Genomic DNA, 20,605 nt, shown 5'->3' with positions numbered 1-20,605 from the left:
TTCAGGCGAGGATGTCCCGCACGATGTGGCCTTTCACATCGGTCAGCCGCATATCGCGGCCGCCGAAGCGGAACGTCGACTTCGTGTGATCGACGCCGAGCAGGTGCAGCATCGTGGCGTGGAGGTCGTGGATTTCGGTCCGGCCTTCGATCGCCTTGTAGCCCCATTCATCGGTCGAACCGTAGATAGTTCCCCCTTTGATTCCGCCGCCGGCCAGCCAGATCGAGAAGCCATACTGGTTGTGGTCGCGGCCGTCCTTGCCCTGGGCAAACGGAGTTCGTCCGAACTCGCCCGCCCAGACGACCAGCGTCTCGTCGAGCATGCCCCGCTGCTTGAGATCGGTCAGGAGCGCCGCGATCGGCTGATCAACGGCGAGCGCATTCCGGCCGTGCTCCTTGACCAGTTCCTTGTGCTGGTCCCAGCGGTCGCCTGCGGCGTGGGGGCAGGTGAGTTCGACGAACCTCACTCCGCGTTCGACGAGCCGGCGGGCCAGCAGGCATTCGGCCGCGAAGGTGCGTGTGTGGTTGAACTCGGCATCCAGCCCGTACAGGTCGCGGATGTGCTTCGGTTCCTGGGCGAGGTCCATCAGTTCCGGCACGGCCATCTGCATCTCGTAGGCGAGCTCGTAGTTCCGGATGGCCGAGTCGAGCGCTTCGTGGTCGCCGTACTGCTGGATGGAGACCGCGTCGAGCTGGTTGATGAGGTCGAGCTTGCGCCGCTGCGCCTGGGCGGTCGGCTCGCGGCGTTCGATGTTGGCGACGGCCGTCCCCGACGGCTTGAAGACGGAGCCCTGGTAACTGGCAGGCAGGAAGCCGTTGCCGAAGCAGTCGAGGCCGCCAGGAGGGATCAGCCCGCCGTTGACGACGACGAAACCGGGAAGATTGTCCGAGGCGCTTCCAAGTCCGTAAGTCGTCCAGGCGCCCATCGAAGGCCGCCCCTGAATCCCGCTGCCCGTGTGCAGGAAGTAGTTGGCGAACGTGTGTTCGGGAAACTCGGAGACCATCGAGCGGACGACGGCCAGGTCATCCACGCATTGGGCCACATGGGGGAAGAGGTCGCTGACGGGGATTCCACTTTCGCCATACTGCTGGAACTTCCAGGGGCTGGCGAGGACGGTCCCGTTGTTGTTGAATTGGGTGGCCTCGACCTTAAAAAGCTTCCCGGGATCCTGTCCGTCGTACTTCGTCAGGAACGGCTTGGGATCAAATGTGTCGACCTGCGACGGGCCGCCGTCCATGTAGAGGAAGATGACGCTCCTGGCCTTGGCCGGGTGGTGCAGCCCGTGAATCCCGTCCACCCCGAAGGACTGCTCGTGGAGCAGCGCGCTGAGAGCGACAGCGCCGAAACCGGCAGCCGACTGGCGGAGCATGTCCCGCCGCGTGCGCGACAGGGGCCGGAATCCACGACACAGCGGGTTCGTCTCGCGAACGGGCATTCAGACAGTCTCACACGCGTGTTGATCTCGACGCTGCATGCTAACAGGCCGGGGAACTGAACTCGCTCCTCTTCGCGTCCGGGTGTCGAATCATTCTCCCGCGCCGCTCAAGCAGCTGCGAACCGATCATCGCAGCATCGCGCGGATCGCGTCCGCGTTCACCGGCGAGATGACGCCCTTCTCCGTGACGATTCCCGTGACGAGTTCGGCCGGCGTGACGTCGAAGGCCGGATTGAAGACCCCGGCCTCTTTCGGGGCGAGTCGCACTCCATAGGGTTCGGCCACTTCGCCGGCGGCGCGCTGTTCGATCGGGATCAGGTCGCCGCTGGCGAGTTCGAAGTCGAACGTGCTGCTCGGCGCCGCCACGTAGAACGGGATGCCGTGGTACCGCGCGAGGACGGCGACGGAATACGTGCCGATCTTGTTCGCCACGTCGCCATTGGCCGTGATGCGATCCGCGCCGACAACGACGGCGTCGATCCGTCGCCCCTTCATCAACGAAGCGGCCATGTTGTCGCAGATGACGGTGCACGGCACGTTGTTCTGCACGAGTTCCCAGGCGGTGAGCCGCGCTCCCTGCCAGAGGGGACGCGTTTCATCGGCGTACACGTGCAACCCCGGGTTTCTGCGGGCCCCTTCAAAGATCACGGCGAGAGCCGTTCCTTCTCCGGCCGTCGCGAGGGCTCCGGCGTTGCAGTGGGTCAGCACGTTCTTCGCGTGGTCGAGGAGCGGCCCGCCATGCCGGCCCATCGCCATGCACATCTCCTGGTCTTCCGATTCGATCTCGCGGGCCCGGTCCAGCAGGGCACGGAGACGCTCCTCCTGCGGACGCGACGCCACATCGCGAATCACCTGCCCCATCTCCTTGAGGGCCCAACCCAGGTTGACCGCCGTGGGCCGGCTGGCGAAGAGCGCTTCGTCTGCTTCCCGCATCAACTGGCGGAACGACTCCGCGTCGCCCGTCGCCGCGTGCGCAGCCAGGACGATTCCGTAGGCGGCGGAAACGCCGATCGCCGGCGCGCCGCGCACCCGCAGCATCTTGATCGCCTCGATCACCTGTGGCACGGTCCGGCAGTCGACGAACTCAATCTCCGTCGGCAATCGTGTCTGATCCAGGAGACGCAGGAGTCCCGTCTCGTTGCCGACCCACTCAATCGCACGAACCGCCATTCGTCCACCATCCATCACGACTCAACGCACGATTTCCGTGCCGATGCCGGTATTCGAGTAAACCTCGAGCAGCAGCGAATGCGGCACTCCCGCATCAATGATATGCACCTTCTTGACGCCGGCGTTCAGCGCGTCGAGCGACGCCTCGACCTTGGGGATCATGCCCGAGTCGATCGTGCCATCGGCAATGAGGGCGCGGCAGTCTTCCGATTTGAGGTGCGACAGGAGCGTGGCCGGGTTCTTGCGGTCCCGGAAAATCCCGGGAACGTCGCTGAGGAATACCAGCTTCTCCGCCCGCAGGAATCGCGCCACGGCGGCGGCGGCCGTATCGGCGTTGACGTTCAGCTTGCCCCCCTTTTTGTCGAGTGCGATCGAGGGGATGACGGGGATCGTGCCGCTGCGACAGGTGGCCGCGAGGACATCGCGATTCACCGACACCACTTCGCCGACGCGTCCCAGGTCGATCTGCGTTCCATCCGCGCCTGGCAGCGTCGTTCGTTCGCCGATGAGCACGTTCTGTGACCGGAAGTTGAGCGCTACCGCACTGCCGCCAAGGGCCCGAACTTCTTCCACGAGCAATTCGCAGATGTCGTCGGCCAGCACCCGCGAGACGATCTCGAGCGTTCCATCGTCGGTATAGCGGCGCCCCTGAACGAACTTCGGCTGGATCCCGGCCTGCTCCATCGCGCGGTTGATGCTCTTGCCGCCGCCGTGAACGAGAATCGGGCGCATCCCGACGGCCGCCATGAACACCACGTCGGCGAGGCACCGGCGAACATCGTCGACGTCGTCGAGCGTGCTTCCGCCCAGTTTCACCACCACATAGCGGTCTCGAAACTGCTGGATCCATGCCAGCGCCTCAACCAGCACTTCTGCCTTGCGAATCGCATCGTCCACGGCCATCAGCATCCTCAATGTGTCGTTCCGCGCCACCGGTCATCGCCCCGGCGAGGCCAGCGTGTTGTAGCAGGACGGAGAAACGACAGGCCAGAGGGACCGTTTTTCAAACCTTGAACGGCCTGTTTTCTGCGCTCGCCAAGGGTATTCTCACAGCGTGACCCAACCTGTCGATGGAGACCCCATGACGCCGCTCGAATCCCTCGTCGCCTGCGGAACGAAACTCTGGCTCGACAGCGTCGATCCCGACCTCGTCATCGAGAACCGTCAGTTCGGCGCGACGGGCGCCACCTCGAACCCAATCATTATTTCCGACCTCATCAAGACCGGCCGGTTCGACGCCGAACTGCGCGACCTGATGAAAGAGCTTCCAAGCGACGATGACGTCGCCTGGCAGCTGACGGACAAGCTCGTCCGCCGCGCCCAGGAAGTGTTTGCCAAGGTTCATGAAACGACCCATGGCAATGATGGATATGTGAGCTTCGAGCTCGACCCGCTGCTGGAGGACCCGGCCTGCCCGCTCTCCGTCGCCGACAAGGCCCGGCGCTATGTGGAACTCGGGGCCAAGTGGCACAAAGGGCGCGTGAACCGCATGATCAAGGTTCCGGCGACGCCGGCCGGCCTCGCCGCGCTCGAAGATCTCGCCGCGGCCGGCGTGCCGCTCAATGTCACCCTCATTTTCTCGCAGCGGCAGTACCAGGCCGCGCGCGACGCCATCTGGCGCGGCGCTCAGAAGCGCGGGGACTTCAAGGCGTTCAAGTCGGTCTACAGCATCTTCGTCAGCCGAATTGACGTGTACACGGCCAAGCAGGTTCCCACGCTCAGCCCGGCCGCCCAGGGATTGGTCGGCATCGTCAACGCGCAGCGCCTGTGGGCCGAGAATGCGGAATTCTGGAAGGACAAGAAGCTCCCGCTGCAGCAGGAGATCATCTTCGCCAGTACCGGCGTGAAGAGCGATAAGGACCCGGCGGACAAATATGTCGCGGCGCTGGCCGGTGCAGACATCCAGACCAATCCGCCGGCGACGAACGCCGCGATCCAGAAGATGCCGGCCAAAACATTCCAGCGAATGGTGGACAAGCTGCCGCCGAAGGAAGTTCTGGCCGACATCGATGCCAAGGTCGATTTCCAGAAGCTCGAAGAGACGCTGATGGAAGAGGGCCTGAAGAAGTTTGCTGATCCCCAGAAGGCGCTTGTCGCGCTGATCGGGGAAAAGCGGTCGTCTCTGCGTTAATCCCCCCGCCTGGCCGGCCGCGCCGCGTCGACCGGGCGCTGATCCCACTGCTTTTGCCCCGCCTCTCTCCCGCAATCGTCTCCGCATGATGAAGCTTTCCACTCGACGTCCCCTGGCGTCCCTGTTTTCGCTCCTGTTCCTGCTCCATGTTGCAGCGCCTGTCGAAGCCCAGTTCGGTGTGAAGTCGGCGACGGGGCCGAAGCCCCTGGCCGTTTTTACGCTTCCCGACTGGGGAACCAGTGTCGCGTTCTCCAGCGACGGACGCCGTGCCGCCATCGGCACGTATGGCAAGGTGCTCATCGTCGACGTCGAGACCCGCACGGTCGCCCGCGAGATCGCCGTGAAGTCGGGCTACGTTCGCGGTCTCGCCTGGCTGAACGACCACGTCACGCTGGTGACCGGCTGTTACCAGGCCGTCGAGTTCTGGAACGTGGCGGACGGCGCCAACATCCGGTCCCTGAAGGTCAAAGGCTACACCAACGACCTCAAGGTCTCGCCGGACGGACAGATCCTCGCAGCCGCGATGGAGACCGGCGATGTCCGCCTGTGGAACACGGGAGATGGCTCGGAGCGCCCGGCGCTCTCGGGAGTGCGTGAACCGCTGCTCGCCGTCGCCTTTTCGGCCGACGGAAAGCTGATCGCAGCCGCCGGAGGCGACGAGACCCGTCTCAGCCGGCCGGGTGTGGCGCGCGTCTGGAATGTCAGCGACGGGACCGAGGCCCGCGCACTCGACGTCGTTCCGGAGAAGTGCGCGACCGACATTTCATTCTCTCCCGACGGCGGAACCCTGTATGTCGCCGACATGAACGACCGGGTCACCCTCTTCGACCTGTCGACCGGAATCGCCCGGGGGTATTTCGGGAAGCATGGCAGGCCGGTCAACAGCGTCGTTCCGATGAAGGACGGGGCGCGCGTCATCAGTGGAGCGGGCGGACGGTTCCAGGACGGCAATCTCGTCAAAGTCTGGACGGCAGCGGATGGAAAAGAGCTGGCGACGCTCGAGCATCACACCGGAAAGGTCTCCCGCATTGCTCTGTCGCCCGATGAGTCGACCCTGCTGACGGTGTCGATGGACAAGACGGCCGCCCTGTGGAGTGTGGCCGACGTGCTGAAGGCGGACGCCCAGTCGCCCGCTCCGGTTGAGCCCCGCTCGGAAGCGGCCCGCGGACGCAATCCCTGGAAGCTGTCGCTGGGACCGCAGTTCGCGGCTGATCTCAAGTTCCCCGAGGAAGAGGGCGCCTTCAAGAAGGTGGGGATCATCGGCCTGGATACGTCGCACAGCGTCGCGTTCTCGAAGGAGTTCAACTCGGTCATTCTTCCGAACCCGAAAGACCCCACCGCTCCGAAGACCCCGACGTTTGCTCCCCAGGCAAAAGAGCTTCAGGGTTTCCGTGTCACGGCGGCCTACCCCAAGGGAAGCAACGACATCGAGGGCTCGGTCAGTCGCGTGCCGGGCTACACGAAGGATGTGCTGGCCCAGAATGTGAAGATCGTCAACTCGATCGAGGAGTTACTGAAGGACGTCGACTACGTGCTGCTGGAATCGAACGACGGCCGGCCGCACCTCGAACAGATCCTGCCGGTGCTGAAGGCCCGCAAGCCGGTCTTCGTCGACAAGCCGATCGCCGGCAGTCTGGCGGACGCCATCGCCATCTATGAGCTCGCCCGGCACTATCAGACGCCCGTGTTCAGCTCGTCGTCGCTGCGATTTACGGCGGGCGCCCAGCTCACCCGCGCCGGCAAGTTCGGCGGAATCATGGGAGCCGACGCCTTCAGCCCCTGCTCCCTCGAGCCCACGCACCCGGACCTCTACTGGTACGGGATTCACGGAGTGGAAATCCTGTTCACCGCGATGGGGACGGGATGCCAGACGGTCAGCCGCACGTCGACCGAGGAGTTCGACCTCGCCGTCGGAACCTGGACCGGCGGCCGCGTCGGAACGTTCCGCGGCATTCGCGGCGCCAAGACGGCCTACGGCCTGAGCATTTTTTCGAAAACGACGAGCCGCTCGGTCGATCTGAACAATCCCGAGGGAAAGCCGGTTGATCCCAAGGTTCGCCCCAAGTCGCTGTACTTCCCGCTTCTCGCGGAGATCGCCCGGTTCTTCAAGACCGGCACTCCTCCCGTGACGGAAGCCGAGACTCTCGAGATCTATGCCTTCATGTCCGCTGCGGACGAAAGCAAGAAGCAGGGTGGAAAACCGGTCGCGATCGCGGACGTCATGGCCAAGGCCAGGGCCGAGGCGGCCGAGATCGTGAAGGCGAAATTGAAGTAAGCGGCCGATCAATGGCCTCGCAGGAGATTCGAACCCCGGCTGCTTCTGGCAGCCGGGGTTTTCTTGTTCAGGGACTCCCGCCCCGCCCTGCCCCGGCCAAACCTCGTCTTGCGGCGTTCACCCGTTTTCCCGTAATTCTCCAGCGTGACTCGCCGCGGCCGCATGGCGCTCGGATTGGTCGTGGTGTGGTCGTCGGATTCAGCCGCAGGATGGCGGCGCGGTAGGGGGGAAGCAGGGATGTGGTGCTCCCAGTGTCAATCGGACGTCGCGACGGAGATCTCCGCCGACGGTCAGCGTTTGCTCTGCACAATCTGCGGCGAAGAAGTCCGCAAGGTGTTCGCTCCAAGTCAGCATCCGGAAACACAGTCCGCCCGCGAACTGCTGGAGCGGTGGTCCAGGAGCGAACTCCTCACGTCATTCGATCCACCCGAAGTGGCCGCAGCGACAACCGCAGCGGCCGAGCCTGAGCCGCCTGCACAGGAACTTGAAGAACCGGCTCCCGTTCCCCGGCCGCACATCGCTCCTTCGGCAGCGCCGAAGTCCGCCCCCCCGCTCGCACCCGCTGCGGCGGAAGAGTCGCACTCCGGCGGCGCAGATCTCCTTCCTTCGCCGCGCCCGCGCGAGCCGGAAGCCGCGAAAACGCCGCGTGAGAAGCCGGCCGACCGGCCTGTCCGCCAGATTCACCGTCCTGGCCGGCCGGCTCCGGCGCGCTCCGAAGCCCGCCGGGAACGGGAACCCGAGGCACGGAAATTCCGCGTCGACAACGCACACGAAGAACATGCCCGCCAGCATGTCGAGATCCGGCCCGAGCGAACGAATCTCGACGCCGCGATGGACCGGACCGAGCACGCTTCGGCATGGTCCAACCGCGACTTCCGGGATGACCGTCCCCATGCAGTGCTGCAGGCGCCGCATTTCGACATGGAGACCTACGCCGCCGCTGCCGGACGCAAACCGGGCCGGCAGGAATCGGTCTTCGGTCAGCTGCTGGCCTACCTCGGCGTCGGCCTGCTGACGATCGGCACGGCCCTCGTCGTCTGGGGTTACTTCGGTGGAGAAGCCGTCCAGCGGTATCAGTCGACCGGCTGGCTCGTCTCAACGGCCGGCCAGATGCTGCTCTTCCTGGGAGTCGTCACGCTCGTTTCGGGCGGTATGCAGCAGACGACCCACGAAGTCGCGCAGCGCGTGGAATATCTCGGCGGCCGGATGCACCGCATCGAGCAATCGACCCAGGAGCTGCTGAAAGGGCCCTACTTCGCCAAAGAGCGGAGCGGAGCGAAAGTGAAGTCGCGGGACAATGATGACGGGTCTTACGCATGACCGCCTGAGATGCCTCGCCCGCATCACGAAGCCGCACTGTGCCCACTCGTGAAGGACACTTTCTCAGTCGCGGGGCAACACGATCGTCAGCAGGAACGAAGCCTCTTCGACGCACTCAACCGAGTGCGGTTCTTTCGCGTCCAGGTACAGCATCCGGCCGGCCGTCAGCTCGTGAGTCTGGCCAGCGGCGGTGAACAACAGCTTACCTTCCAGGCAGTGCACCGTGATTGCGCCAGGGGCGATGTGCTGGCTGAGAACCTTACCTGCCGGCAACACGAGGCGAATCACCTCCAGGCCAGGCGTTTTGAGCAGTGTGGTCGTTCTGGCCGTGGCGAGAGCCGGTCCCAGCGGACGAACATCGATTACCTGCCCCGGCTGTGCGTGCGGAATCGCCATCGCCTGCTCCCTGAGAGTTGAACCTGTTGGACTGCCAAAATGGTCCCGGCTCAGATTTCGAGAATCAAGTCGAAGGACTCCATGGTCTTCGCCGATCCGCTATCTCGCAAAAGAAGCCCAGAGGTGTGCGCCCCCTGGGCTTTTGTCGGGAATCAGAAATCAGATCACAGTCGCAATTACGCCGCAGCCCGCCGGGCCGTCTCGAACGACAGCGTCGGCATTTCGCGGTGAGCCTGTTCCTTGCACCCCTGGAGGAACACTTCGAACACCTGCAGGTCGAGGGCCGAGGCGGACTGGTTCTCGGGGTGGAACTGGACGCCCATCACCCACCAGTCGTCCTCCATCGATTCGTACGATTCGATCACGCCGTCCATCGAGGTGGAGGAAACGCGGAACATCGGAGCACACTGGTCGACGGCCATGTGGTGGTCGCTGTTCACGCGGATTTCACCCGGTCCGTAGACCTGGTCCATCAGAGTTTCCGGGACGATCTCGATGACGTGCCGCAGGCAGCTCTCCACCGGGTCGCGGTGGTGCAGCGACTTCATCACGTCTTCCGGAACGTGCTGGAAGATCGTGCCGCCGCAAACGACGTTGAGTTCCTGCATGCCGACGCCGATGGCCAGCGTGGGAACTTTCATGTCGCGGCAGAAGCGGGCCAGCCGGCGATCGAAGTCTTCGCGGCGGGCGGGCATCGGACGGGTCGAAGGATGCCGCTCGAGTCCGAGGTTCACCGGGTCCAGGTCGAGCTTGCAGCCCGTGAGCACCACTCCGTCCAGCGTCTGCAGGATCTGCTTGAGGTCCGCGTCTTCCGCCACCGGAGGAATGATCACCGGCACGCCGCCGGACGCCGAAATGCTGTCGTAGTAGCCCGTGTTAATCCAGGTGAAAGGAACGGAGTCCTTCTTGTTGGCAGGACGAAAATCCGCGTTGATTCCAATCAGAGGCTTGGCACACATCGGTTCGATTCCCTTCGTTCGAGACGCGTCAGTCCATTGCGGCCGGAGAACACACGGCAGCCGCGGCCGTGGGGCTCAGTTGATGCTGGGGCGCGTGCCGTAGATCCGGCGGAGACGTTCGTATTCACTCGGTGACACGGCGGGCGCCTTCACCTTGCGGAGGCGGTTGGTCACCACCCACGCAATGAGGCCACACGATGCCACCGGGAAAAAGCGGAACAGACCGCAACGGCAGATTGCCAGCATGGGAATCCCTTCCCTCAAATTGAGACCCGGAACCGATCCATCAGTTCCCCCCATTCAGTCGTCCGGCCGCCGTTCCTACAGCGAACCAGGACGCGGGAGCCAGCGACTCCGAGCCGCCGACCCTTTCACATCCGCAAGCCGAAGCGACTCGCGAGTGCACGAGCAAATTAAGCCGAGTTGCTCAAGACGTAAAGCAATTTGATGATTTTGTGCACAAATTCCACTTGAGCAGGTGAACGCCTACCAGATGTTGTGGGCGGGCGACTGATCTCCACGTCGAAACTTTCGGGAAGCGGCTCCTGCGACCCGCAATTCCTGCCGGCCGCGGAGCATATTGACCCGTTTTCCCGCCGCATCGTACCATCCCACGGTGATTCGACCGTGATCAGGCCGGCCAGGGACGGATTCGGCAGGGACGGTTGGAAAGGGGCGGTGCGATGGATCGCGGCGGATGGAGTTGGCGATTGGCGCTGGTGTTGGCAATCGCCTTCACCGCACGCGCCGGCGCGGCCATCGCGATCGACGCACGCGTTCCCCGCAATCCGCCCGGGCAAGACCTCATTCCCGGCGACGCCGCAGGCTACTGGCACCTGGCGGACAATCTCGCGGAAGGTCGCGAGTACGCCGACTACACCCCGCCGCGACGCGTGATGCGCATGCCAGGCTTCCCGGCCGTGCTGGCGCTTTCATTCGTGACGTTCGGGAAATCCCCCCTGGCAGCACGACTGTTGCTCTCGGCTGTCGCCGCCCTGGGCTGCTGGCTCGTCTATCTCCTCGGGCGACGCCTGTTCGACGTACGCACGGCGCTCCTCGCGGCTGCGATCACCGCCGTGCTGCCGACGTTCGTCGCGTTCTCACCACTGTTTCTTTCCGAGACCGTCTTCGCCGTGACACTGGTCGCCAGCCTGATTCCGGCCGCATCGCTGCTGAAGGGCCTCGGCGATCAGAAGGCGTCTTCTGGCAAACTGCTCTGCCAAGCCGGCATCTGTGGCGCACTGATCAGCCTGGCGTGTTACATGCGTCCGAGCTGGCTGTTGTGGGCCCCATTCGTCGCCCTGTGCGCGATCGTCGCGGGGCGGGCCAGGCCGATCACATGGGGCGTTGCGGCCGTCCTCGGCGCAACGACGTTCCTGACGCTTCTGCCCTGGGCCGTTCGCAACCAGCGGGTCACGGGACACTTCGTACTGACCACGCTCTGGATGGGCCCCAGCCTGTACGACGGCCTGAACCCCAATGCCACCGGCGACAGCGAGATGAGCTTCTTCGATCGCGAGAACCTGCTTGCGACGATGTCTGAATACGAGATGAACGAGGAGTATGCGCGGCGGGCGAAGGAATTCGCGAAAAACAACCCCCTCCGCGCCCTCGAGCTCGGGTTCATCAAGCTGGCCCGGTACTGGAAGCCCTGGCCCAATGCGGGCCAGTTCAACAACTGGACCGCGTGGATCGCAGTGCTCGCGTCGTCCATTCCCCTGTTTGCTGGCACGCTGCTGGGGATCTGGAAAGGGCGGCCCGGATGGATTCCTCTGGTGCTGTGCCTGGGCCCGGTCCTGTACTTCGCGGCGATTCACTCCGTTTTCGTCGGCTCGATCCGCTACCGCCTCCCGGCGGAGTATCCCATGAGTCTCCTCGCCGCGGCCGGCCTGTTCGCCACCTTCGGCAAACGCCCGAATCCTGAATCCTGAATCTTCCGTTCCCGACGAATGCGTCACCCGTCGCCACCTCCGCCACCGACTTGCGGCATGATCCGCGGAATTCTCCGCTGCTCACTGTTCATCGGCATGGTCGGCTTCGTAGCGGCCGCGATCGGCGCTCATGCTCTGTGGCGCAAGACCGACAAGATGGTCGAGGCGGCGCTGCTGCGGCAGATCCAGGAACGGGTTCCCGATTGGGACCTGACCTTCGAAAGCGCGAAGGCCGACTGGAGTGGAAAGGTCCGGGTGAAGGGGATCATCCTCAACGGCTCCGACGGGCGAACCCTGTTCGAAGCACCGGAGCTCATCCTCGAACTCGACATGGACCTGCTGCTGCAATCGCAGAAGGTCCTGGTGAAGCGGGCGAGGATCACCGACCCGCTCATCCGCCTGAGGTGCGCAGATGCGGCGAACTGGAAAGACCTGACCACCTGGAACTGTAACCTCCCGAGCCCCCGTCCTTCCGAAACGGCTCCGCCCGACCTGATCGTCGAGAACGCGGCCGTGCTCGTCCAGATGGCCTCGGCCGACGGCGCCGCCACGAGCGAGTTTCGCGCGGCCGGCATTCGCGTCGCGGCCGTTCCCGACTCGCGACACGGATACACGACCGACATCGAGGGGCAGGTCCAGCACGTCGGCCGGATCGAACTCCGCGCCGGGGCCGACTTCGCTCATGGCTCGCTGGCGGTGAAGGGCCGCTGCGACAAGATCGACCTGAACGGAATCGTGCAGACGATTCTGGGCGTCTCTCCTGCGGCCCGCGACCAGGTGGCGACCCTGTCGGCGTTGAACGAACGCGCGCGGCGGAATCGGGCGGTCCGGCTCGCGAGCGCTGGTGAAGCCGAGCCGGTCCTCGAACCGGCGATCTCGACGGGAAACACGCTCGAAGACCTCGGCCTGCACGCCGACCTGAGCGTCGAGTTCAACGCGTCCCGCAGGAAGAAGGGAGAGCCGCTGGCCTACTCGCTCATCGCCGAAGTGCGCGACGGGCAGGTGACCAATCCCAACATCCCCGCCCCGCTGTACGGTCTCAAGGGACATGTGGCCATCAACCAGGACGGCCTCGTGGTCCGCAACCTGATGGCCTCGAATGGCGATCGCAGGCTCAACATCGACGGTCACTGGGAGTTTCAGGGAACGCGGCCGGAACGGCGTTTCACGTTCCAGGCCAGCGAACTCAGCATCGGACCGGAAGTCCGCTCCTACCTTCCCGCGCCGCTGCAGGTGCGCTACGACCAGCTGGAGCCGGAAGGGAAGTTCAAGATCGACGTCGAGTACAACTCGGCCTTCGAAGGCGTGCCCATCAAGCTGCGGGAGCTGTCGGTTGTCGATGGGTCGGTGAAGCACGAATTGTTTCCGTACCATGTCGGTTCGATCCGCGGCGGCGTGCGTCAGGAAGGTTCGCGGTTCGAGCTCGAGTTCTACGGGCAGGCGAACGGGCGGCCCGTCACGCTCAAAGGGGTTCTCGGCGCGATGTCGGCCGACGCGTCGCTCACCCTGGATATCAACGTCACGCAGTTGCCGATCGATACCCAGCTGCTGCGGGCCTTTTCCGATTCCAAGCAGCCGGCGCTCGTGAAGCTCTACCCGGTGCTCGAATCGCTCAAGGCCAGCGGCGTGGCCGACTGGGACATCCACCTGCACAAGCCCGAAGGTGCGGGACGGAAGTTCGTGCTCTCGAGCCTGACCGGGAAAGTCTCCCGCGGGACGCTCAACTACGAACGCTTCCCGTACTACATCAGGGATGTCACGGGAGTGATCGAGTTCGATCGGTCGGTGGCCGACACCTGGATGTTCCGGACCCTGCGGGGCGTCCATGCCTCCGATCAGGGGGTCACCCAGGTGTCCGGCGAAGGCTCGTTCGCCCTTCAGCCGGCCCCCGGTCAGCTGGAACTCGTCTTCACGGCCCTGACGCTGCCCCTGGACATCGACCTGCAGTCGGCCTCGGTCCGGGCGCTGCCGGAAATGAGTAAGGCCTGGGAAGAACTCGCCCCGAGCGGCTCGGCCGACATCCACGAAATGGAGATCCACTGGAGCCCGGGGCGGCCGGCCCAGGTCGTCCTTCCGAGCATTCAGTTGAAGAATGTGCGGATCAAGCCGAAGCACCTTCCCTATGCCTGGGAGCATCTCAACTGCGCGGCGAAGTGGAATGGGGAGCGTGTGATCGTGCGCAGCCTGCAGGCCTACCACGACCAGACCTACCTCAACATCGATTCCGGCGGGCGGGATGACCAGGACTTCGCCTACTTCGAAATCGTGAAGGGTGCCTCGCCCGGGTGGCGGCTCCACCTTCAGGAACTCACGGTCAAGAAGCTGTTGATCGACGACGAACTGCGAAGCGCGCTTCCGAAGGCGGTGCGAGACATCGCCACACACGCCAATCCGACGAATCCGTTCGATCTGAAGCTCGGAATCGACATGAAAGGCGCGCTCAACAGCGAGGTGGTGACGGCCCACTGGACGACCGAAGCGACGCTGCAGGGAGGAAACATCACGCTCGGAGTGCCGATGCAGAACGTCCGCGGCGTGATCGGAATCACCAGCGGCAAGTTCGACGGGGAAACCGTTTCGGCCGTTGGCTCGGCGGCGTTCGAGCAGGCGACGATCCTGGATCTTCCGTTTACCGACCTGCAGTCGCCCTTTCAGGTCGAAGGGGCGCAGGTCTCGGTGGGAGCTCCCGCATGGAGCAGCATGAAGCCGAGCCAGGTGAAGCCCCGGTTCGCCGGGCGCTCGTTGAAGGCGGCGGTTTACGGCGGACGTGTCTCACTCGATGCCACAGCCAATATCGATCCGCTGAATCAGGAACGGTCGAGCTACGCCCTGCAGCTCAATGTCGAAGACGTGCAGCTCCAGGCCATCGCCCGGGCCAACCAATGGCGTGAGCGATTGTTCGGCGAGATTCGGGGCTTCGTCAGCCTCCGCGGCGTCGGCTCGGATCCCATGAAGATCGTGACGGATGACCGCACCAAGAACTGGGTCCAGATCCAGCCGGCCCGCCTGCTCGACCTGCCGGTCTTCGTCAAGCTGTTCCAGTTCCTCTCGTTCAACCCGGGCGAGAACTTCATGTTCAACAGCGCGTCCGGGGAGTTCAGCATCAAGAACGCCCAGTTCAACTTCTCCAGCATCGCGCTTGATGGAACGAGCATCAGCCTCGCCGGCAGCGGCACGGTCGGCTACATCACCCAGGCGCTCGACCTGCAGTTCATCACGCAGGCCCGCAGCCGGGTCGCGATCCTGAAGCCGATCGTCGAAGCGCTCGGCGGCGGGTGGATGGCGATCAGCGTCCGTGGAACGACGGACAATCCGGTCGTCACTCAGTCGACCCAGGTTCCGATCGTGACGCCCGCGATCCAGAAGCTGCGGGAGACCGTCGAACGGGGACAGGCGGGCCGGCCGATGGGCCGAACGGCCGTCCGCTGAGCCGTTATTGCGGCGGACGCACTTCGCCGAGAATCTGGCGAATCACCTGCTGAGCCCGCTTGCGCTGACCTTCGCGGATCATTCCCGCCGGCTGCACGCGGTGAGCCAGCACCGGAACCGCCAGCCGCTTCACGTCGTCGGGAACGGCATAGTCGCGGCCTTCCGTCAGCGCGGCCGCCTGGACGGCGCGGTACAGCGTGATCGCGCCGCGGGTGCTGGTGCCGAGAATCAGCTCCGAATGCCGCCGCGTCGCATCCACGATGTCCAGGATGTAGTCGTTGATCGAGGGATCGATGCGCACAGCGCGGGAGGCCTGCTGCAGTTGAACCAGTTCAGCCACGCTCATTGCCGGCTTCAGTTTGTCGACCGGCTCCCCTTCCCGATGGGAGACCAGCGTCTGCCGCTCGAAGGCCCGCTCGGGGTAACCGATCTGCAGGCAGAGTGTGAAACGATCGAGCTGGTTCTCGGGAAGCGGATACGTCCCTTCGAACTCGTACGGGTTCTGGGTTGCGAGAACGAAGAACGGCCGTTCGAGCTGGTGCGTGACGCCTTCCACCGAGACCTGCCGCTCCATCATCGCTTCGAGCAGGGCGCTTTGCGTCCGCGGCGAGGTGCGGTTGATTTCGTCCGCCAGCAGGACCTGCGTGAAGATCGGTCCTTTGCGGAACTCGAACTCGCCCCGGTTCGGCAGGAACACCGACGATCCCAGGATGTCGCTGGGAAGCATGTCGGGAGTGAACTGCAGGCGGACGAACTTGGCGCTGAGGCTCTGTGCGATCGCCTTGGCCAGCGACGTCTTCCCGACGCCCGGCGCATCCTCGATCAGCAGGTGGCCTTCCGACAGCAGCGCGACAATCGCCAGACGGATCACCTCGGGCTTGCCAAACAACGCCTGGCCAATGTTGTCCTCGAGGTTGCGAATCAGCCTGAGCCACTCAGAATTCACGAGATTCTCCCGCGGTGTCGCTTCAAAACCGCCGAGTATACTGACTCTGCGCCGGGCGGTCGTCGCTCTCAAAGACGCCGTTCCCTCGGGACCGGGGAAAACTTGCCACGGGAGACGGACTGCGCAGTTTGTGACCACCCACTGCGACTTTATATCGCAGCGCGGGGTTTTCGCAGCTTCGCCAAAGCCTCAGAAGCCGCTCCCGAAACGACGCCAGGGAGAACAACTCGTCTCCCCGCCGCCGCGCCTCGGCGGCCATTGCGAGCCGGCGGCCGTCTTCACTCAGCCTCCCCAGGGCCTCGGCGAACTCCGTTGTTGATGCGCACACCTCGCCCGAGGCTGGAGTGACCTGTTCCAGGAATCCACCGCGAGCATCGACGATCGGAACGCAGCCCGCCCGCATCGCTTCCGCAACCACCCGCCCAAACGACTCGGTCATCGAAGGGTGGTGGTACAGAAGTGCATCCCAGCGCGCCAGGTGCGACCGCGCACTCCATCCGGCCGGGTGGAACGCCGCCCTGCCGTTGCACGAACCATGCAGGGCCGGTTCGAACTCCGCCGGACAACCGACGAACTCCCACCATACCCAGGGGAGCCGGGCCGCGAGGTCGGCGTAGAAATCAGTGAGAGACGCCGGCCATTTCGCCGTCGTCGGCGTGCAGATCCGGCCGACGACCAGCGGCCGACAATGAACCTCGCGCCTCAAAGAACCGACCGGGCGGGGGACACATTGATAGAGCACATCGTCCGCCGTGGCTCGGTCGCCGAGGCACGCCTTCGCCAGCCACGACGAGCAATACCGTGTGCAATCAGCCGCCGCGCGCGTCCCTTTTGAATGGACGTACTGCAACGTCCAGGCGGCTTCGATCGGTTCAACACGGCCTTGTGCCGTGTTGTGCAGGATCACCGCCTCGCATCCCAGATCGCGGACAAGCGAGTTCGAGATCCGCTCGCAGTGCAACAGGCGTGAGCCACCAAAAGCCGCATCCGTCTCTTCGCTGATCGGAGAGAGAAACGCGACATGGTGTTCGATGTCCGGAAAGGCGCGAGTGATCGACCAGGCACAGGCCGCCGTTCCTCCAACGATGCGGCCCACGTTGCAGACCTGCAGAAGCTTCATCGGCAGGCCTGACGTTTGCTTCCGCCGCGTTTCCACAACCGCTGGAACCGGCGACGATCGGCCTGCCACTGCGCGTGGCGGGTCGTGCAGGCCGAAGTGGTGGCATGACCCAGATGCTTCAGCGGCAATGGAACCGCCGCGATCCCCTCCCCACCGGTTCCGCCCCGAACGAGCAGCCGCGACTGCAGATCGGTGTCCGAGAAGTACAGGCGCAGCGCCGAGCGGTAGCTATGAATCGCTTCGAAATCGCTGCGCCGAACAGCAAAGCACCATCCGGCAGCGAATTCCCCGGTGGGCAGCCTGGACAGCACCTCGGGCGAAACGTGTCGCTCCCTCCGGCGCTCGACGCCTGCGACCGCAATGCGGCGGTCAACGAGCAGGTCCGCAAGCCTGTCGGCCCAGGGGCCGGTGGTGATGACGTCGTTGTTGAGGAAGATCAGGACATCGGCCGTGCAGCACGCCGCCCCCGCATTCCATGCCGCCGTCACTCCCCGATGGGGCCGCCGGACGATCTGGAGATTCGCAATCGCCGCTGCCAGCACCTGTTCCAGATCGCCGGGCGGACTGCCGTCATCCACCAGCACGACAGGCGGCTCGTCCCCGTGATGCCTGCGGAGCGTCTGCAGGCAGGCGATCGTCAGCTGCGGTTGCCCATGCTGCGCCATCACGATCGCTGTTCGCATGCTAGCCCTCCTCCTGCAGCGGGACTTCGATTTCGGGCAGGTCTTCGATCGCCGCCGTGAGCCGCACTTCACGGTGCAACTGTGCCGTCGAGCGACGACCGACCACGTTCGCCCGGGTCGTCGCGGCGCGAGGCGCCGGCCCCCAGTTGTGCGGGCGGAAGTCTTTCATCGGGGCCCCTGGCGGGGCGCCCATTTCATTCCGCTTCGAGTACTGCCCGCGCGTGGCTTCACGGGCGGGGTGGCCGATTTCGTCGGCAATGTCGTCGAGCAGGTCGTCGACGGGCCGATAGGGAAAGAACGCATTGAGCCGGCTGGAAGGTGTCGCCGAGATCAACTCCAGACCGGCGAGCGACATGGCCCTCCGCGACAGCCGCAGGTACTGGACGACGCGGTAATAGTGGAAGTCGGTCTGCAGGGCCGCCGCCAGCGACTTCGTTTCGTCGAAGTGGTAGGGCGCAATCGGTTCATCTGCCTCGAGACTGGCCGGGTCGAGACCCGCCTCACGACAGCGATCGTAAAAACCTCGCAGCAATTCCTCCGGCTGGTAGCGGACTCCACCGAGGCCCGCGCGGCGAACGTGTTTCTCCGGCGGGCCGATGTGCATGTCGCACCCCACCAGGAACAGCCGGCGGAAACCGAGGCGCCAGGCCAAATCGATCGCCTGCACCAGCGAGTCCTGCCAGTCGGCGATGCCGGGGTTTTCCTCGCGGGTCGTCTCGTCGCCGAGGAAGTTGTGAAAGCCGCGTTGACCGTCCCGCTCGAAGAACAGTGTGCTCGGACAATCCCCCACTTTGTGCGTCGTCCCCGGAACGAGGTCGGTCGCTCGCCGTGAGGGAAGCAATTTCAGGACGGAGCCATCGAGATACGTCGAACGATGGAACCGGGCGGTGGGGTCGTAGGCCGTCCAGATGTCGGGCCGGATCAGCCCGAATCCGCACAGATTGACGGCGAACTTCGGAACGGGTGACAGCTGGATACGATCGCAGGGCATCGCGCGCAACGACGGGCCCCCGCCGATGATCCAGCACGTCGCCCGTCCCGTGCCCGCGTAGTGATGTCTCAGGTCAACGGCCATCCGCAGGCCGTCGGAGTGGATTCGATAGAACACGGAATCCTCGCGCTGGAGTGAATGAAGGTTGGCACGGCACGTGCGGATCAGCTGGAAGAAGCGTCCGATCCGTCGCTCTCGTCCGACGAGGCATCGCTGTCCAACGAGGATTCGCCACTGCCGTCCGAGACGAAGTCACTCGATTCATCACTGTCGCCAGCGCCACCGGTCGAGGCGTCCCCCGACTCGTCGCTCGGATCACTCGACGACCCGCCTGATGACTCCGGATCGGAATTGGAATCGGTGGTCAGGGACGTACCTTCCTCCGTCGTCAATCCGTCCGAAAAGCTCGACAGGTCCGACAGGCCGCTCATGCTCGATTCGACGGACGCATCGCCCGTCAGCGACGTGTCGCCCCCGGTGTCGGTCGTCGACGCGTCCGATCCACCGCTGTCTCCGCCGCCACCCCCATCCGTCCACGGATCGGTCAGCGACGTCAGCGAGAGGTTGCCCCCACGTGCCTGCGACCGGGCCGGCAGTTCCCAGCGTTCATCCTGGGCCGGTTCCGGCCACAGGTTCCTCGGGTCCTCGGGCCCGATCTCCAGTTCCATCCGGGGCACGCGATCGAACCGCACGCGGATCACGTCGCAGATTCCTGTGGCGACGTCAAAGCCCGCGGCGTTCTTCAGTCGCACGGCGCCCAGCCAGGGAAACACCGGCGCGTCGATCACGCCCGTCGTCACGCGGTAACGTCGCCGCGGCTGGCTGTAAGTGCGGAAGAACTCCCGGCTGAAGCTGACTGCATCGGCCTGCGTGCGAATCCACGGAATCCAGAGGCGCAGCCGGCGTTCACCATAGGCCGCACGGCTCACGGGTTCGACATAGTTCCCGCGCCAGCGATAGCTGCGGACGGCGATGTTGTCCGTGTCATCCGCGCGGTCGTAGACGTAGTCCCCTGTCAGCAGGAGCCGGTTGAACAACAGCTCGCGGTCGGAAAGTTCTTCGAGCTCAGAGACGTTCTGGCCAATCTGCAGGACGAGTTCGATCGACGTGCGACGCTGCAGGAAGAAGAACTCTCCCGCCGCGTCCACCCCCCATGACGACGCCCCGGCCCGCACGGCCAGCTCCTTGATCAATGAACGGGCCGACTCTTCTCCACGGACCTTGAGACTCTCGACCCCCGCCGGCCGCAGCGAATCTTCCACGCGCGGGGCGGCGTAGGTGATGTGCGCGGCTGGCTCGACATACCGCGACAGCAGCAGCCGGACGACGCTCGCCGCATCGCCTGTCGCGTCAAAGGTTTCGAGGTCGCGATCCGGATCGAGGGAGAACAGGTCCGTCGCTCCCAGGCGTTGCGGAGGAACACCATCAGCATCCGAACCAAAGCCTCCGGGGTAGACTTCGCCCAGCTCAACCCCCATGCCTTCGAGTCGCAGTCGCACGCCAGCCGGATAGGCGGCCTCCTTCGTTTCGACGCGTCCCAGGTACCACCGCAGGCCGGGCCCGGACTCCATCGAGATCCAGTCCCCCGGCTCGATCTCTCCGCGGTCCGCGAAGTCATCCCGCAGCCGGACTTCGCCCGCGCCGCAGCCTCCCTGCCGATGCCACTCGAACCAGCAGCCGGCCAGGACCCGGTCGCTGATGTCGACCGGCATCGCCCCGGGATCAGGTCCATGATGTAGGATGCGGCGGGACATGGATGAGCGTTCGGCGCGAGGCGCCGGTGAAAGAGTCTGCGAGGGCCTGAAGGTGCGTCGCGACG

16 protein-coding genes and 1 pseudogene are annotated in these 20,605 nt (G+C 64.7%); 6 read left to right on the top strand and 11 right to left on the bottom strand.

Annotation, left to right across the window (positions count from 1 at the left end):
- Position 1 precedes the first annotated feature (1 nt).
- The 3 genes from Pan44_RS00910 to argB form a co-directional block, all read right to left on the bottom strand.
- The gene (locus Pan44_RS00910; RefSeq protein ID WP_145034881.1) at positions 2-1,369 is read right to left on the bottom strand and encodes a DUF1501 domain-containing protein; all 1,368 of its coding nucleotides are present in this window, start codon (positions 1,367-1,369) and stop codon (positions 2-4) included.
- Positions 1,370-1,561: 192 nt separating this feature from the next.
- A complete protein-coding gene (gene mtnA / locus Pan44_RS00905) occupies positions 1,562-2,605 on the bottom strand; it encodes an S-methyl-5-thioribose-1-phosphate isomerase (protein WP_145026360.1) in 1,044 nt (347 codons plus the stop codon).
- Positions 2,606-2,626: 21 nt separating this feature from the next.
- Complete coding sequence (argB, locus tag Pan44_RS00900; protein ID WP_231754191.1) at positions 2,627-3,508, bottom strand: acetylglutamate kinase; 882 nt, start codon at positions 3,506-3,508, stop codon at positions 2,627-2,629.
- Between the two features lie 178 nt (positions 3,509-3,686).
- Between argB and Pan44_RS00895 the strand changes: the two genes are divergently transcribed.
- From Pan44_RS00895 to Pan44_RS00885, 4 genes and pseudogenes are all read left to right on the top strand, one after another.
- The gene (locus Pan44_RS00895; protein WP_145034879.1) at positions 3,687-4,736 is read left to right on the top strand and encodes a transaldolase family protein; all 1,050 of its coding nucleotides are present in this window, start codon (positions 3,687-3,689) and stop codon (positions 4,734-4,736) included.
- A gap of 85 nt (positions 4,737-4,821) precedes the next feature.
- Positions 4,822-5,820 (top strand): annotated as a pseudogene (locus Pan44_RS28460) (WD40 repeat domain-containing protein); the annotation flags it as partial.
- Between the two features lie 99 nt (positions 5,821-5,919).
- Positions 5,920-7,011 carry a Gfo/Idh/MocA family protein gene (locus Pan44_RS28455; RefSeq protein ID WP_449257512.1) on the top strand — a complete coding sequence of 364 codons (1,092 nt, stop codon included), beginning with the start codon at positions 5,920-5,922 and terminating at the stop codon, positions 7,009-7,011.
- Between the two features lie 237 nt (positions 7,012-7,248).
- Complete coding sequence (locus tag Pan44_RS00885) at positions 7,249-8,331, top strand: hypothetical protein (RefSeq protein ID WP_145026354.1); 1,083 nt, start codon at positions 7,249-7,251, stop codon at positions 8,329-8,331.
- A gap of 63 nt (positions 8,332-8,394) precedes the next feature.
- On the opposite strand, the gene Pan44_RS00880 is transcribed toward Pan44_RS00885, so the two are convergent.
- From Pan44_RS00880 to Pan44_RS27185, 3 genes are all read right to left on the bottom strand, one after another.
- Complete coding sequence (locus Pan44_RS00880; RefSeq protein WP_145026351.1) at positions 8,395-8,727, bottom strand: cupin domain-containing protein; 333 nt, start codon at positions 8,725-8,727, stop codon at positions 8,395-8,397.
- 176 nt (positions 8,728-8,903) lie between these two features.
- A complete protein-coding gene (locus Pan44_RS00875) occupies positions 8,904-9,686 on the bottom strand; it encodes a gamma-glutamyl-gamma-aminobutyrate hydrolase family protein (protein ID WP_145026348.1) in 783 nt (260 codons plus the stop codon).
- A 75-nt stretch (positions 9,687-9,761) separates the two neighbouring features.
- The gene (locus Pan44_RS27185; RefSeq protein ID WP_197453731.1) at positions 9,762-9,932 is read right to left on the bottom strand and encodes a hypothetical protein; all 171 of its coding nucleotides are present in this window, start codon (positions 9,930-9,932) and stop codon (positions 9,762-9,764) included.
- Positions 9,933-10,369: 437 nt separating this feature from the next.
- Here Pan44_RS27185 and Pan44_RS00870 point away from each other — a divergent pair, with 437 nt between their 5' ends.
- Positions 10,370-11,617 (top strand): glycosyltransferase family 39 protein, encoded by a 1,248-nt coding sequence (locus Pan44_RS00870; protein WP_145026345.1) that lies wholly within the window; start codon positions 10,370-10,372, stop codon positions 11,615-11,617.
- A 57-nt stretch (positions 11,618-11,674) separates the two neighbouring features.
- Positions 11,675-15,046: an AsmA-like C-terminal region-containing protein gene (locus Pan44_RS00865; RefSeq protein ID WP_197453730.1), complete on the top strand. Its 3,372-nt coding sequence runs from the start codon at positions 11,675-11,677 to the stop codon at positions 15,044-15,046.
- 4 nt (positions 15,047-15,050) lie between these two features.
- Here the strand turns inward: Pan44_RS00865 and Pan44_RS00860 are convergent, their stop codons facing one another.
- The 5 genes from Pan44_RS00860 to Pan44_RS00840 are packed head-to-tail and all read right to left on the bottom strand — an operon-like array spanning position 15,051 to position 20,540.
- Complete coding sequence (locus tag Pan44_RS00860; RefSeq protein ID WP_145026340.1) at positions 15,051-15,992, bottom strand: AAA family ATPase; 942 nt, start codon at positions 15,990-15,992, stop codon at positions 15,051-15,053.
- Between the two features lie 22 nt (positions 15,993-16,014).
- Positions 16,015-17,112, bottom strand: a complete 1,098-nt coding sequence (locus Pan44_RS00855) for a glycosyltransferase (RefSeq protein ID WP_145026337.1) — start codon at positions 17,110-17,112, stop codon at positions 16,015-16,017.
- Positions 17,109-17,795, bottom strand: a complete 687-nt coding sequence (locus Pan44_RS00850; protein ID WP_145026334.1) for a glycosyltransferase family 2 protein — start codon at positions 17,793-17,795, stop codon at positions 17,109-17,111. The genes Pan44_RS00855 and Pan44_RS00850 overlap by 4 nt, the downstream gene beginning before the upstream one ends.
- Before the next feature lies 1 nt (position 17,796).
- A complete protein-coding gene (locus tag Pan44_RS00845) occupies positions 17,797-18,903 on the bottom strand; it encodes a motility associated factor glycosyltransferase family protein (RefSeq protein WP_145026331.1) in 1,107 nt (368 codons plus the stop codon).
- 47 nt (positions 18,904-18,950) lie between these two features.
- Complete coding sequence (locus tag Pan44_RS00840) at positions 18,951-20,540, bottom strand: hypothetical protein (protein WP_145026328.1); 1,590 nt, start codon at positions 20,538-20,540, stop codon at positions 18,951-18,953.
- Positions 20,541-20,605: the final 65 nt, after the last annotated feature.

This window comes from Caulifigura coniformis (assembly GCF_007745175.1).
GTDB lineage: Bacteria > Planctomycetota > Planctomycetia > Planctomycetales > Planctomycetaceae > Caulifigura > Caulifigura coniformis.
Note: the sequence above shows the minus strand (reverse complement) of the source record. Positions and strands in the feature narration are given on the sequence as shown.

What these genes read in the sequence shown, in the direction of transcription:
- Pan44_RS00910 (WP_145034881.1), bottom strand. Translation starts at nt 1,369, where the DNA reads ATGCTCCGCCAGTCGGCTGCCGGTTTCGGCGCTGTCGCTCTCAGCGCG.
- mtnA (WP_145026360.1), bottom strand. Translation starts at nt 2,605, where the DNA reads ATGGCGGTTCGTGCGATTGAGTGGGTCGGCAACGAGACGGGACTCCTG.
- argB (WP_231754191.1), bottom strand. Translation starts at nt 3,508, where the DNA reads ATGGCCGTGGACGATGCGATTCGCAAGGCAGAAGTGCTGGTTGAGGCG.
- Pan44_RS00895 (WP_145034879.1), top strand. Translation starts at nt 3,687, where the DNA reads ATGACGCCGCTCGAATCCCTCGTCGCCTGCGGAACGAAACTCTGGCTC.
- Pan44_RS00885 (WP_145026354.1), top strand. Translation starts at nt 7,249, where the DNA reads ATGTGGTGCTCCCAGTGTCAATCGGACGTCGCGACGGAGATCTCCGCC.
- Pan44_RS00880 (WP_145026351.1), bottom strand. Translation starts at nt 8,727, where the DNA reads ATGGCGATTCCGCACGCACAGCCGGGGCAGGTAATCGATGTTCGTCCG.
- Pan44_RS00875 (WP_145026348.1), bottom strand. Translation starts at nt 9,686, where the DNA reads ATGTGTGCCAAGCCTCTGATTGGAATCAACGCGGATTTTCGTCCTGCC.
- Pan44_RS27185 (WP_197453731.1), bottom strand. Translation starts at nt 9,932, where the DNA reads ATGCTGGCAATCTGCCGTTGCGGTCTGTTCCGCTTTTTCCCGGTGGCA.
- Pan44_RS00870 (WP_145026345.1), top strand. Translation starts at nt 10,370, where the DNA reads ATGGATCGCGGCGGATGGAGTTGGCGATTGGCGCTGGTGTTGGCAATC.
- Pan44_RS00865 (WP_197453730.1), top strand. Translation starts at nt 11,675, where the DNA reads ATGATCCGCGGAATTCTCCGCTGCTCACTGTTCATCGGCATGGTCGGC.
- Pan44_RS00855 (WP_145026337.1), bottom strand. Translation starts at nt 17,112, where the DNA reads ATGAAGCTTCTGCAGGTCTGCAACGTGGGCCGCATCGTTGGAGGAACG.
- Pan44_RS00850 (WP_145026334.1), bottom strand. Translation starts at nt 17,795, where the DNA reads ATGCGAACAGCGATCGTGATGGCGCAGCATGGGCAACCGCAGCTGACG.
- Pan44_RS00840 (WP_145026328.1), bottom strand. Translation starts at nt 20,540, where the DNA reads ATGTCCCGCCGCATCCTACATCATGGACCTGATCCCGGGGCGATGCCG.